The organism is Actinoplanes sp. NBRC 103695, from assembly GCF_030269485.1.
GTDB lineage: Bacteria > Actinomycetota > Actinomycetes > Mycobacteriales > Micromonosporaceae > Actinoplanes.
Window position 1 is genome coordinate 274,614 of the sequence record NZ_BSTL01000011.1, and the last position, 13,741, is coordinate 288,354.

Here is a 13,741-nt window from a genome sequence, read left to right on the forward strand (position 1 = left end):
GGGCATGGCCCTGCCTCAGCTCCTGACGGTCGCCTTGCTGGCGGCCCCAGTGCCCGTTTTGTCCGTGGATGGCTTCGCCGATGTCATCCCGGCGCCGGTGTCCGCCGTCCCTAGCGGCGCCGACTTCCATCTCGATCGCAACACCGTCATCCAGACCCGGACACCGGCCGTCGGTAACCAGCTGGCCGCCGACATATCGGCCGAGACCGGCCTCGCCCTCCCGGTGACGCCCTCCGCCGCGCCGGCCGGCCGGAAGATCTCGTTGAAGATCGCCGGCGGGCTCGGCGACGGCTACAAGCTGGTCGTCAACCGGAACAGCGTCGAGGTCACGGCCACCACCCCGGCCGGGCTCTTCGACGGGACGCAGACGCTGCTGCAGCTGCGCGAGGGACGCGCCATCGCCGGCGGGACGATCGAGGACCGGCCGCGGTTCACCTACCGCGGCTCGCACCTGGACCTGGCCCGGCACTTCCACACGCCGGACGAGGTCAAGAAGTACATCGACGAGATCCGCCGCCTGAAGATCAACTACCTGCACCTGCACCTCAGCGACGACCAGGGCTGGCGGATCCAGATCGACGGCTGGCCGCGGCTCACCGAGATCGGCGGCGCGGCGGGCACCGGCGTGGACGGCGTCGGCGGCGGCTTCCTGACCAAGGCGGAGTACGCCGACCTGGTCGCCTACGCGGCCGCCCGGTTCGTGACCATCGTGCCGGAGATCGACATGCCCGGGCACGTCAACGCGGCACAGGTCGCCTACCCCGAACTGACCTGCGACGGGGTCGCACCGCCGCCGCGCACCGACACCGCGGTCGGCTACAGCTCGCTGTGCATCTCGTCGGAGACCACCTACCGGTTCGTCGAGGACGTGATCCGCGAACTGGCGGCGATCACCCCCGGGCCGTACATCCACATCGGCGGCGACGAGGCCCATGCCACCCCGCCCGCCGACTACGTGGCCTTCCAGAACCGGGTGATCCCGCTGGTCGCCAAGTACGGCAAGACGGCGTACGGCTGGCACGAGATCGCCCAGTCCCCCGCCGCCTACTCCTCGGTGGCGCAGAACTGGGGAATGTCACGCAGCAACCCGGTACTGGCCGGCGCCGTGGCGAACGGCATGCGGGTGGTGATGTCGCCGGCCAACAAGGCCTACCTGGACATGAAGTACGACCGGAACACCCCGCTCGGCCTGACCTGGGCCGGCTTGATCGAGGTGCGGACCGCGTACGACTGGGATCCCGGGACGCACCTGACCGGCGTACCCGAATCGGCGGTCCTGGGGGTTGAAGCCGCCCTGTGGTCGGAGACGCTGCGCAACATCGACCACATCGAATACATGGCGTTCCCGCGGCTGGCCGCGATCGCCGAACTCGGCTGGTCGCCGGCCTCGAGCCACGACTGGGAGGCGTTCCGCTCGCGCCTCGCCGCGTACGGCCCACAGTGGACCGCACGCGGCGTCGACTTCTACCCGTCGCCCCAGATCAGCTGGTAAGCGCGGTCTTGCGGCCCTGGACGGCCTCGCCCTCGACCACCGGGAAGTGACACGCGGTCTGGTGCGAGGCGGGGTCGTCCACCCGCGGAACCAGCGGCGGCTCCTCTGTAGCGCAGATGTCCTGCGCCTTCCAGCAGCGGGTGCGGAAACGGCAACCGGACGGCGGGTTGATCGGGCTCGGCACGTCGCCGGTCAGCAGCACGCGCTCCCGCTGGAGCTTGTCGCGCCGTCGCGGGTCCGGCACCGGCACCGCGGAGAGCAGAGCCACCGTGTACGGGTGACGCGGGCTGTTGTACAGCGTCTCCCGGTCGGCGATCTCCACCACCTTGCCCAGGTACATCACCGCCACCCGGTCGGAGATGTGCCGCACCACGGACAGGTCGTGCGCGATGAACACGTACGTCAGGCCGAACTCGTTCTGCAGATCGTCGAGCAGGTTGACGACCTGGGCCTGGATCGACACGTCGAGGGCCGAGACCGGCTCGTCCGCGACGATCATCTTCGGCCGCAGCGCCAGCGTGCGGGCGATGCCGATGCGCTGCCGCTGACCGCCGGAGAACTCGTGCGGGTAACGGTTGTAGTGCTCCGGGTTGAGGCCGACCAGCTTGAGCAGGTCCTGCACCGCGCGCTTGATGCCGTGCTCGGTCTTGACGTTCTGGATCCGGAACGGCGCCCCGACGATCGTGCCCACGGTGTGCCGCGGGTTCAGCGACGAGAACGGGTCCTGGAAGATCATCTGCATGTCCCGGCGCATCGGCCGCATCCGGCCCTGGCTCAGGTGTGTGATGTCCCGGCCGTCGAACTCGATCGTGCCGCCGGTGGGCTCCAGCAGGCGGGTCAGCAACCGGCCGGTGGTCGACTTGCCGCAACCGGACTCGCCGACCAGGCCCAGCGTCTCACCCTTGAAGACCTCGAAGTCGATGCCGTCCACCGCGCGGACCGCGCCGACCTTGCGGCGCAGCACGCCCTTGGTGATCGGGAAGTGCTTCTCCAGGCCCTTCACCGACAGGAGCGCGTCCTTCTTGTCACTCATCACGCCTCCAGCTTCGGCTTGACCTCTTCGGACCAGATCCGCTGCCGCTCCTCGGTGGGGATGTGGCAACGAACCAGGTGCTTGCTGCCGCCGGCCCGGCTCAGCTCGGGCATCGTCGTCGAGCCCAGGCCGCCGGTACGCGGCTCGTACTGGCAGCGCGGATGGAACGAGCAGCCGGTCGGCAGGTTGATCAGCGACGGTGGCAGACCCGGGATGGGCACCAGCCGGTCGATGTTCGGCCGGTCCATGCGGGGCATCGACCCGAGCAGACCCCAGGTGTACGGGTGCTCCGGCTTGTCGAAGATCGTGGTGGCGTCGGCGTACTCGATGCATCGTCCGCCGTACATGACCAGCACGTCGTCGGCGAGCTCGGCCACCACTCCCAGATCATGGGTGATCACGATCAGCGCGGAGTTGAACTCGGACTGCAGGTCGTGCATCAGGTCGAGGATCTGCGCCTGCACGGTCACGTCCAGGGCGGTGGTCGGCTCGTCCGCGATCAGGAGCTCCGGGTCGTTGACCAGAGCCATCGCGATCATCGCGCGCTGCCGCATACCGCCGGAGAACTGATGCGGGTAGTCGTCCACCCGGCGGTCCGGCTGCGGGATGCCGACCCGGCCCAGCATGTCCACCGCGTGCTTGCGGGCGACCTGCTTGGACACGTTGTGGTGGACCCGGTACGCCTCCACGATCTGCTTGCCGATCGAGTAGTACGGGTGCATCGCGGACAGCGGGTCCTGGAAGATCATCGCCATGTCGTTGCCGCGCAGCTTGCGGACCGTCTCGGCGCCGCTGCTGACCAGCTCCTGGCCGTCCAGCCAGATCTCCCCGGACATCTTCGAGTTGCTCTTGTTGTAGAGCCCCATGATGCCGAGGCTGGTCACCGACTTGCCGGAGCCGGACTCGCCCACGATGCCGAGCGTCTTGCCCCGCTCGAGCGTGAAGTTCAGGCCGTCGACGCTGCGAACCACACCGTCGTCGGTCGGGAAGTGGATCTTCAGATCCTTGACCTCGAGGAAGGGCCGACCCTTCGGACTCACGTCGGTCATCAGCCCAGCCTCACTCTCGGGTCGACGACCGCGTACAGCAGGTCGACGATCAGGTTGGCGATGACCACGAAGAAGGCGGCCATCAGCGTCACGCCGAGCACCTTGGGCAGGTCGTTGTTGGTGATCGCGTCGACCGCGTACTTGCCCAGCCCGGGCAGCGAGAAGACCTGCTCGGTCAGCACCGCGCCGCCGAGCAGCAGGCCGAAGTCGAGGCCGAAGATGGTCAGGATCGGGGTGAGGGCGGCGCGCAGACCGTGTTTGACGTTCACGTCGCGTTCCCTCAGGCCCTTCGCGCGCGCCGTCCGGATGTAGTCCTCGCTCATCGTCTCCAGCATGCCCGCGCGAGTCAGACGCGCGTACGAGGCGGAGAACTGGAAGGCGAGCACCACCCAGGGCAACAGCAGCGAATAGAACCAGTCGCCGGGATTCTCGGTGAACGGCGTATAGCTTCCGCCGGGCGCCGTCCAGCCGAGCTGATAACTGAAGACCAGCAGGCCCAGCAGGCCGGTGAAGAAGATCGGCAGCGAGACGCCGGCCAGCGAGACCGTCATCACGGTGCGGTCCAGCAGCGAGCCGCGGCGCAGCGCCGAGATCGTGCCGGTGGAGAGGCCGAGGATCAGCCAGAGGATGGCCGCGCCGATCGCCAGCGACAGGGTCACCGGCAGGCGGTCCAGCAGGTCCGGCCACACCGGCTGGTGGGTGATGAACGAGTAGCCGAAGCAGGGCGCCGGGCAGTGCTCGATGCCCGCGCCGGCGTCGAAGTCGGCGCCCAGGAAGATGCCCTTGATCCAGCGCCCGTACTGCACGTAGACCGGGTCGTAGAAGCCCAGCTTGTGAGCGATCAGATTGACCGTCTCGGGGGTCGCCGCCCGGCCCACGTAGCGGGTGGCCAGCGTCTCCGGGGTGCCCCCGACGAGCCGGGGGAAGAGATAGAAGATGGCGAACGTGGCGGCGCTGACGATGAAGAGCAGCAGGACGGCCGCGAACAGGCGCCTGATGATGTACGTAATCACTGACCTCGGCCTAGACGGCCGGCCCGGGAGGTCCCAGACCGGCCGCCTGCTGCCTTCACCTACCTATCGTGTGTCTTCCGGCCTGGATCAGGCCACGCCGAGCGCGGTGTAGTCGTACATCGCGTACGCCTCGCTGACGAATACGTTGGTCAGCTTCTTCGGACGGATGAGCAGCGACTTGGCGTGGATGCCCGGAAGGATGTAGGCGTCCTCCATGACCTTCTTGTCGATCGCGCCCCACGCCTGCTCACGAGCGGCGGCGTCGGTGTTGCTGATCGCGGCGTCCAGCATCTTGTCGACCTCGGGGTCACGGACACTCGTGTTCGACGAGCCACCGGTCTCCCGGATGACGCGGCTGTCCACGATCTGCGACAGGAAGCCGAAGCCGTCGTTCCAGTCGGCGCCCCAGCCGTTGGTCGCGAGGCCGATCTTGTTGGCCTTCACGTACGGCGGGTTGCCGGCGTACTGGGAGAAGTAGTCACCCTGCGGGTACGGCTTCAGCGTGAGCTTGATGCCCACCCGGGCCAGGGACTGCTGCAGCGACTCGGCGACCGCCTTCTCCTTCGGACGCTCGGCCCGGTAGGCGATGTTCGTGGCGAAACCGTTCGGCTGGCCACACGCGGTGAGAGCCGCCTTGGCCTTCTCCACGTCGCCCTTGCCGTCCGGAGACGGGTACAGGTCGAACTTCTGGTAGCCCGGGACCTGCGGCGGCATCAGCGTGCTGGCGAGGATGCCACCGGCGAGCGGGCCGCCGTACGCGGTCTGGTAGCCGGTCTTGTCCGCGGCGTACTCGACGGCCTTGCGGCAGTCGATCTTGTCGAACGGCGCGACCGTGCCGTTGATCGAGGTGTACCAGAGACGCGACAGCGTCGGGTTGTCCGTGTTGGCCTTCAGCGCCGGGTCACCCACGACCCGGCCCAGAGCGGCCGGCTGCACGCCGGTGCCCACGACATCGATGTCCAGGTCGCCCGAGAGCAGCCGGTTGTCGAGGTCGTCCGCGTTGACGTTCAGCGAGACCTCGTAGCGGTCCGGCAGCGCCTTACGGATCGGGTCGGACGCGGCGTCCCAGTTCGGGTTCCGCTTGAGCGAGAAGTCCTTGCCCAGGTTGTTCGTGTCGAACATGTACGGGCCGGAGGACACCACGTGCTGCTTGTAGTTGGCGCCGGTGTCCTTGGCCTCCGGAACCGGAACCGTCTGCGACAGCGCGGCCAGGTAGTCGAAACCACCGAACGCCTGCTTCAGGTGGAAGACGACCGTCGTGTCGTCCGGGGTGGTGATCGCCGAGTCGGTGTTCACACCCTTGGACTTGTACGGGCCCTTGTAGTCCTTCGGCAGGTTCAGGAACTGCTCGAAGTACGCGGGGCCGTTCGGGAACGTCGCCTTGTCGACCGAGCGCAGCACCGCGTACTTGACGTCGGCGGCCTTGACGACCGTGCCGTCCTCGTACTTGATGCCGGGCTTGATCTTGTAGGTCCAGGTCTTGCCGCCCTCGGACGGCGTGCCCAGGCCCTCGGCGAGGTCCGGAGTCAGGTCGTTGCTGCCCTTGCCCGGCTCCACCTTGAAGGTGAGCAGGGCCCGGCCGTACAGCCGGAGGAAGTTCCACGAGTAGCCGTAGTAGGTCTCACCCGGGTCCAGCGTGTCCCAGTCGCCCGAGTTCGCCAGCTTGATGGTGCCGCCCTTCTTGTCAGAAGGGTTGAACACCTTGGTCATAGCAGCGTTGAACTCGGCCTTGGCCGAGGTCCCGCCGGAATCGGAATCACTGTCGTCACCGCCGCCGCACGCGCCGGTCAATCCGAGTGCCAGGACGGCCGTCGCGGCCGCCAGCACCCTGTTTCTGCGGATCACTTGTAGCAACCTCCCTGAAGGAACGGCCCGGGTCCGGACCGCCTGGCTGGAGAAGAAGTCTTCGCCTCACTGGTGTGGTGCATCAGCGCTTGCCCTTCGGGTCGAGGGCGTCTCGCAGGCCGTCACCGAAGAGGTTGAAAGCAAGGACCGTGATGAAAATGGCCATGCCCGGGAAGAACATGAAGTGCCAGATCGTGTAGAACCGCGCCGCGTCCGAGAGCATGCCGCCCCAGCTCGCGGTCGGCGGGCGCACACCCACGCCGAGGAACGACAGCGCCGCCTCGAAAAGGATGTTCGTCGGGATCAGCAGCGTGGCGTAGATCAGGATCGGCGCGATCAGGTTCGGCAGCATCTCCTTGAAGATGATCCGCGGACCGCGCGCGCCCAGGCTGCGGGCCGCGTCGACGAACTCCCGCTCACGCAGCGACAGCGTCTGCCCGCGCACGATGCGACCGATGTACGGCCAGCTGAAGAAGCCGATGATGAAGATCAGCAGGGCGATCCGCAGAGCGTCGCCGGACAGCCCGAACGCCGTGTCCGGAACCACACCGGCCAGCGCGATCGAGAAGACCAGCAGCGGGAACGCGAGGAAGACATCCATCGCGCGGCTGATGATCGTGTCCACCCAGCCGCCGAAGAAGCCGGCCACCACGCCGAGCGTGGCACCGATGACCACCGACAACAGCGTGGCCAGGAAGGCGATCAGCAGCGAGATCCGGGCGCCGTAGACCACCCGGCTGAAGATGTCGCGGCCGTTCTGCGGCTCGACGCCGAACAGGTGCTCGCCGGAGATGCCGGTGCCGCCGATCGGCGCGAGCGTGTTGGGGTCGATCTTGTCCTGGTGGAAATCGTTCGGCGGCGAGCCGAACGCGCCGGCGATCAGCGGAGCGAAGATCGCGACCAGGATCAGGAAGATGACAACGATGCCACCGGCCATGGCGACCTTGTCACGCTTGAGGCGGTTCCAGGCGATCCGACCGAGCGAACGGCCCTCGATCTGCTTGGTCACGACCGCTCCGCCTGGCGCGGGATCCGGCGCCAGCGGGACCTGGTCCGAGACCGTGCCGGGTCCAACGACCATGAAGCGTCCGGTCCTCTCCCCGGCCACCGGCCACGGCGCCGCCGCCGTCGCGGTGCGCACACCGCGAGATCGACCGGCCCCGCAGCGCGGGCAACCGATCGGTTGTTCGCGTACGTGGGGTGGTGCGGACCGCCTCGGCAATGATGGTCGCCGATGCGGACACGAACCAGCGGACGGGTTACGCCGCCGCCGTGAGAGGAACGCTCACGTAATCCCGCCCAGCGGTCAATAGGCTTTGAGGCCCTTTACCGTTTCCTGGCCGCGCCGTGATGGCAGCGTGACAAATCCGTCCGCGCACACACGGTAACGCACCGTTGTTCCCACCAGTTGTTGTTTCCACTCAATATCACCAGTGTGCCCACCAGGTCACTTACACCGCACGACGCCCCTCGAAGGCACGGCCCAGGGTGATCTCGTCGGCATACTCCAAGTCACCGCCGACCGGAAGGCCACTTGCCAACCGGGTCACGGCGATACCCATCGGCTTCACCATCAACGCCAAGTAGGTAGCCGTAGCCTCACCCTCGGTATTCGGGTCAGTGGCGAGGATCAACTCCTTCACCTCGCCCGTCCCCAGCCGCTGCATCAACTCACGGATCCGCAGATTGTCCGGACCGATGCCCTCGAGCGGATTGATGGCGCCACCCAGCACGTGATAGCGGCCACGGAACTCACCGGTCCGTTCGATCGCCACCACATCCTTCGGCTCCTCGACCACACACAACACCTCGTTGCCGCGGCGCGGATCACGGCACACCCGGCACTGCTCCGACTCGGCCACGTTGAAGCAGGTCGTGCAGAAACGCACCAGCTCCTTCACCTTGCGCAGCGAGTCGGCCAGCCGGTTCACGTCGGCCGGATCGGTGGACAGGACATGGAAGGCGATCCGCTGGGCCGACTTCGGGCCCACGCCCGGCAACCGGCCCAGCTCGTCGATCAGGTCCTGAATGGCGCCCTCGTACACGGGGTCAGAACCCCGGCAGGGTCAGACCGCCAGTGGCCGGACCCATCTTCTGCTCGGTGAGCTGCCGCTGCGCCTCGGCCGCGTTGTGGATCGCCGCGAGCACCAGGTCCTCCAGCGTCTCCACGTCATCCGCGTCGACCGCCTTGGGGTCGATCTTCACCGACTTGAACTCACCCAGACCCGTCACGACCACGGACACCAGCCCGCCGCCGGCCGTACCGGTCAGCTCATCGGCAGCGAGCTCGGCCTGCGCCTTCTGCATCTGCTCCTGCATCTTCTGCGCCTGCTTCATGATCTGCTGCATGTTCGGCTGTCCACCGGGGCGCATCGCACCGCTCCTACTCAGTCGGGCTCATCGGCTCGGATGCCGAAAGTCCCGTTCAGCGTAGTAGTCCCCCCAGCACCACCGGCCACACGCCACCGTCGGCCCTGATCGGCTCAGCTCCGAGTTCGCGCCGCTCTTCTCCGGCTCAGCCCTGGGTTTCGCCGGCCCTGCCCAGCTCAGCCCCCGGGTCTCGCCGGCCCTCCCCGGCTCAGCCCCCGGGTCTCGCCGGCCCTCCCCGGCTCAGCCCCCGGGTCTCGCCGGCCCTCCCCGGCTCAGCCCTGGGTTTCGCCGATCTTCTCCGCGCCGAAGGCCTCTCGTAGCAGGTCCATCGCCTGCTGCTCGCTGTTCTGGCGTGCGCTCTTCTCATCGATGACGTCGTCGAGCGGCTCGTCGCCGGGGTCGAAGCCGTCGAAGGACTTGGGCGGGCCCTCGAACTCGGGGTCGTAAGGGGCTTCCTCGGCGGGGGCGTTGTCCTCGGCTCCCGGGGCCGGTTTGGACGCGGCGCCGGGCTTCGCGGCCGACGACTGGCGGTTGGCGATCGCCGCGGCGGCGGCACGGGCCGCTGCCAGGCCTCGGCCTGCTGGTCGGCCGGCATCGGCGGTAGGCCGCTGGGCCGCGGCGGCAGAGGCCCGCTCGGAGGCAGCGCGCTCGGAGGCAGCCCGCTCGGACGCAGCCCGCTCGGACGCGGCACGCTCAGCGGGAGGGCGTTCAGCGGGAGCGCGTTCGGCTGGGGCGACCTGGGCCTGCCCGGGTGCGGCAATCGGCTCGGGTACAGCGGCGGGAGCACGCCCGGGTACGGCGGCGCTCCCGGCCGGAGCGGCGCTCCCGGCCGGAGCGGCACTCCCGGCCGGAGCGGCACTCCCGGGCGGAGCGGCACTCCCGGACGCGGCGGCACTCCCGGGCGGGGCGGCTGGGCCCGTATTCGGGTGGGACACCGATGCATCCCTAGGGGTGCCGGCGGCCGAGACCGATGCGTGGGTGGACTGTGCGGGGGCAGGGTTTCCGGGGCGGGCGGGCTCCGGCCAGGCGCTGTCGTCTGCCGATGGCGGCTGCTCAGGGGCGGTCGCTGCGGGCGGTCCCCCTAGACGCGCGGTCTCCGGCCAGCCGTCATCGGACGCGGGCGCCGATGGACTTACGCCGGCGGTCGCGGGTGTAGCCGGCCGGGCGGTTTCGGGCCAGCCGTCATCGGTGGCGGCCGGATGCGTCAGCTGACTTGGGTCGGCGGCCGGGCGGCCCTCTGCCGGCTGGCTGGGGACAGCGGCCTGGTGCGGCAGGCGGTCGTTCTCTGTGGCGGGTTGGGGGGCTGGGTGGGCCGGCTCTGGCCAGTCGTCGCTGTCGTCGGGGGTCGAACGGGCCGTGCGCTGCGGGGCCGACTCGCGCTGGCGGGTCGGCTGGGAGGACGGCTCACGTGAGGCGGGGCTGTTCTGGGCCGAGCCGTTGCGGGCAGGGCCGCCTTGCTGAGAGGCGGCCGGCGCGGGGCCTCGCTGGGAGCCGCCTGCTGGCGCGGGAGTCTCGCCGGACACCTCGCAGCGGATCTGCCAGCGGCCGCCGAGCGCCTCGTACAGGGCGTCGACCAGGAGTTGGGGCTGGTCGGCGACCATCTTCGCGTGCGCCGGGAAGCGGAACGTCAGCACGACCGTCTGCCCGTCCAGGTCGCGGACGGTGGCGCCGTTGGCCAAGGCGGCGAGCTTCTTGCTCTGGCGGCCCACCACGCCGATGATCTCGGGCCAGACCTCACGGACCGCGGCGGCCGTCAACTGACCTGGGGCTCCCGAGGAGACCGGTTCGACGCCGTCGTCGGGAGCGTCGGGGAGGATCGCGCCGGGGTCGGGCCGGTGCGCGGGCTGCGCGGGCGCGGCCTGCGGCTGGTCGGGGCGGTGCGCGGGCTGACCGCCACCCGAGGTGGGCGCGGCCTGCGGCGGGACTGAGCGGGAGGCTGGCGCGGCCGAGTGGGTCGTGGGCGCGGCCGAGTGGGTCGTGGGCGTGGCCGAGTGGGTCGTGGGCGTGGCCGAGCGGGTTGCGGGCGCGGCCGGGCGGGAGGTGGGTGCCGGCTCCTCGTCCCACGGCGGCGGCTCGTCGGGCCATTCGTCGTCGTCATAGGCGCTGGTGGAGCTCGGCTGGCCTGCTGCGGGGCCGCCCGACACCGGGGCGGCGCCGGAAGCGGGCCGAGAGGCGGCAGGCGCCGAAGAGGTCGCGGAAGGCGGTGCGCCTGAACCAGCAGGCGGCGCGGACGATGCTGCGGCCTGCGGGGCAGGACCCGGCTGCGGCGCGGTGGGTCCGGGCGGCGGCTCGGCCGAAGGCGCGGACTGTGAAGCGGGCACCTCGGCCGAAGGCGCGGGCTGGGAGGCGAGTGGCGCGGCCGAAGGTGCGGACCGCTGCGGGGACGTCGGTGCGGGGCCGGGCTGTGACGCGTCAGGTGCCGACTGGGGGGTCGCTACGGAAGGCGGAGACGACGGCGGGGCTGAGACGGGGGCGGGCGGAGGCGTGGGCGGGGCGGCGTCGGCAGGGGCGGCGGGGCGCTGGCCTGGGGACAAGCCGCCTGCGGGGGCTCGGCGGCTGGCGGCGGCCGCGGCTGCTCGGGCGGCGGAGATGCCTGCCCGGCCGCCAGGGTCGGTGGGAGGCGAGGCGGTGGCCTGGGCGCCGCCGGTTACCGAGGCGGTCGGTCGGCCACCATCGACACTGGCGTCGGGTAGCGACGAAGTCGCGGTGTTCGGGCGTACTTCAGAAAAATCGCTCAGCGTCAGGCGCCGCTCCATGCGTTCCAGACGCTGGAGCAGCGCGCCGTGGGAATCGTCGGCGCCGGGGAGCAGCATGCGGGCGGTGATCAGCTCCAGCAGCAGCCGGGGGGCGGTCGTGCCGCGCATCTCGACCAGGCCGTTGTGCACGATGTCGGCGCTGCGGGAGAGCTGCGCGGGGCCCAGCCGGGTGGCCTGCGCGCCCATCGCCTCGAGCTGGTCGGCCGGGCCGTCGATGAGGCCCTTGGCGACCGCGTCGGGGACCTGCTGGAGGACGATCAGGTCGCGGAAGCGTTCGAGCAGGTCGGAGGCGAAGCGACGCGGGTCGTGGCCGGCCTCGGCGACGCGGTCGATCGTGGAGTAGGCCGCCGCGCCGTCACCGGCCGCCAGGGCGTCGCACATCTCGTCGATCAGCGCGACGTCGGTCACACCGAGCAGGGCGACCGCGCGCGGGTAGCTCACGCCGTCGGGACCGGCGCCGGCGATCAGCTGGTCGAGCACGGACAGCGAGTCTCGTGCGCTGCCGCCGCCGGCCCGGACGACCAGGGGGAAGACCGCCGGGTCGACGGTCACGCCCTCGGCCTCGGTGAGCTGCTGGAGGTACGGCCGGAGCACGGCCGGCGGGATCAGCCGGAACGGGTAGTGATGGGTCCGCGACCGGATCGTGCCGAGGACCTTTTCCGGCTCGGTCGTCGCGAAGATGAACTTGACGTACTCCGGGGGCTCCTCGACCAGCTTGAGCAGCGCGTTGAAGCCCGCCGACGAGACCATGTGCGCCTCGTCGATGACATAGATCTTGTAGCGGCTGCTGGCCGGGGCGAAGAACGCCTTCTCCCGTAGGTCACGCGCGTCGTCGACACCGCCGTGGCTGGCCGCGTCGATCTCGATGACGTCGATCGACCCGGTGCCGTCGTTCATCAGCGACTTGCAGGAGGCGCACACCCCGCACGGCTCCGGGGTAGGACCCTGCTCACAGTTCAGTGATCGCGCCAGGATGCGCGCGCTGGAGGTCTTGCCACAGCCACGAGGCCCGGAGAAGAGGTACGCATGATGCAGCCGCCCGCTGCGCAACGCCTGCGACAGCGGCTCGGTGACATGCTCCTGCCCGATGACCTCGGCGAAGGTCCGCGGACGGTACTTGCGGTAGAGCGCGAGTGCCACGCCTGCCCCTTCCTCGACGACCGCGCCATTGTCCGCCGAGGGTGTGACAGAAACAAACGTACCGGAGGCGCGCCGAGGGCCCCGGACACGAAAGGACCCCCCGTGCACCCGCCAGAGCTCGCTTATCCTTGCTGCCTTCCGGCCCTGGGGAGGTTCACAAGATGACGCCGCACGAGGGGCTGAGACCTAGCGTACCCAACCCCTGCGCACGCCCGTACGGCCCTCCCACGAAACCGGCGTGCGGGGGTCTGTATTCTGGCGAACGGAGGATTCGCCTAGTGGCCTAGGGCGCACGCTTGGAAAGCGTGTTGGGGGAAACCCCTCACGAGTTCGAATCTCGTATCCTCCGCCAGCTTGAGCAGGCAAGACGCCAGGGCCGACCCCTCCGGGGATCGGCCCTTCCGCGTTGGTCCGTCTTGACCGTGCCCCCGCGACACGGTTTCCACTCGTGAACGAAACCTGCCGATTCGAATCCGAGGGAACACCGATGGACGCACCTCATTGCGACGGCCCGCGAGACACGACGACCCGCTCGGGTCCGCCGGCCCCACGTCTTCGCGGCGTTCGGCGCACACCTGCGCATGAGTTGGTGGAGAGCGCTGGTGGTTGTCGTCGTGCCACCCGGCAGACCGAAGCGGCACGAAGCGCGGCCGGCCATGCCCTTCAAGCGCTCTGAAGTCGCGCTCAACTCGACGTACTACGCCGGGCACATCAGATCAGCGCGGCGGAAAGGCCGGACCCGCGCTGCGGAGCCGGGCTTCAGTCGCTCTACGCTGGCTCGCGTGACCGATACGGATGTGAAGATCGATGATGAGGCGGCCGCTGAGCTGATCGCCACCCACTACCTGACCAGCGTTGACGAGGTGGTGGAGCACCTGCGCGCTGCCGATCAGCTGGGGCTGGGTGTGCGGGTCAGCTCGTACCTGGTGGCTGATGAGGACGGGCTCGGATCGCGGTGGGAGCTCGAGCTGTTGACCACCTCGCCGGTCCACCAGGAGGACGAAGCAGAGACCGTCTCCGAGTAGGGCGAAGGCCGGACCCCG

The 13,741-nt window shown here is 69.5% G+C and carries 10 protein-coding genes, 1 tRNA gene and 1 other RNA gene; 3 read left to right on the plus strand and 9 right to left on the minus strand.

Annotation, left to right across the window (positions count from 1 at the left end):
• Positions 1-4 precede the first annotated feature (4 nt).
• Positions 5-1,492, plus strand: coding sequence for a beta-N-acetylhexosaminidase (locus QSK31_RS21750; protein WP_285686090.1), 1,488 nt, complete (start codon positions 5-7; stop codon positions 1,490-1,492).
• Here the strand turns inward: QSK31_RS21750 and QSK31_RS21755 are convergent.
• The 9 genes from QSK31_RS21755 to ffs all read right to left on the minus strand — a co-directional run bounded on the left by QSK31_RS21755 (position 1,482) and on the right by ffs (position 12,882).
• A complete protein-coding gene (locus tag QSK31_RS21755) occupies positions 1,482-2,525 on the minus strand; it encodes an ABC transporter ATP-binding protein (protein WP_285686091.1) in 1,044 nt (347 codons plus the stop codon). The genes QSK31_RS21750 and QSK31_RS21755 overlap by 11 nt on opposite strands.
• Positions 2,525-3,574, minus strand: a complete 1,050-nt coding sequence (locus QSK31_RS21760) for an ABC transporter ATP-binding protein (protein WP_285686092.1) — start codon at positions 3,572-3,574, stop codon at positions 2,525-2,527. Before QSK31_RS21760 ends, QSK31_RS21755 begins: the two co-directional genes overlap by 1 nt.
• Complete coding sequence (locus QSK31_RS21765) at positions 3,574-4,587, minus strand: ABC transporter permease (protein ID WP_285686093.1); 1,014 nt, start codon at positions 4,585-4,587, stop codon at positions 3,574-3,576. Before QSK31_RS21765 ends, QSK31_RS21760 begins: the two co-directional genes overlap by 1 nt.
• A gap of 87 nt (positions 4,588-4,674) precedes the next feature.
• Positions 4,675-6,432, minus strand: a complete 1,758-nt coding sequence (locus QSK31_RS21770) for an ABC transporter substrate-binding protein (protein WP_285686094.1) — start codon at positions 6,430-6,432, stop codon at positions 4,675-4,677.
• 82 nt (positions 6,433-6,514) lie between these two features.
• On the minus strand, positions 6,515-7,441 hold the full coding sequence (locus tag QSK31_RS21775; protein WP_285686095.1) for an ABC transporter permease: 927 nt from the start codon (positions 7,439-7,441) through the stop codon (positions 6,515-6,517).
• A gap of 442 nt (positions 7,442-7,883) precedes the next feature.
• Positions 7,884-8,477: a recombination mediator RecR gene (recR, locus tag QSK31_RS21780; protein WP_285686096.1), complete on the minus strand. Its 594-nt coding sequence runs from the start codon at positions 8,475-8,477 to the stop codon at positions 7,884-7,886.
• A 4-nt stretch (positions 8,478-8,481) separates the two neighbouring features.
• Complete coding sequence (locus tag QSK31_RS21785; protein ID WP_285686097.1) at positions 8,482-8,805, minus strand: YbaB/EbfC family nucleoid-associated protein; 324 nt, start codon at positions 8,803-8,805, stop codon at positions 8,482-8,484.
• Between the two features lie 269 nt (positions 8,806-9,074).
• On the minus strand, positions 9,075-12,698 hold the full coding sequence (locus QSK31_RS21790) for a DNA polymerase III subunit gamma and tau (RefSeq protein WP_285686098.1): 3,624 nt from the start codon (positions 12,696-12,698) through the stop codon (positions 9,075-9,077).
• A gap of 88 nt (positions 12,699-12,786) precedes the next feature.
• Positions 12,787-12,882: signal recognition particle sRNA small type (ffs, locus tag QSK31_RS21795), an RNA gene on the minus strand.
• Positions 12,883-12,962: 80 nt separating this feature from the next.
• Here ffs and QSK31_RS21800 point away from each other — a divergent pair.
• Positions 12,963-13,050 (plus strand) — tRNA-Ser (locus QSK31_RS21800).
• Positions 13,051-13,480: 430 nt separating this feature from the next.
• On the plus strand, positions 13,481-13,723 hold the full coding sequence (locus QSK31_RS21805; RefSeq protein ID WP_285686099.1) for a hypothetical protein: 243 nt from the start codon (positions 13,481-13,483) through the stop codon (positions 13,721-13,723).
• The last annotated feature ends 18 nt before the right edge of the window (positions 13,724-13,741 follow it).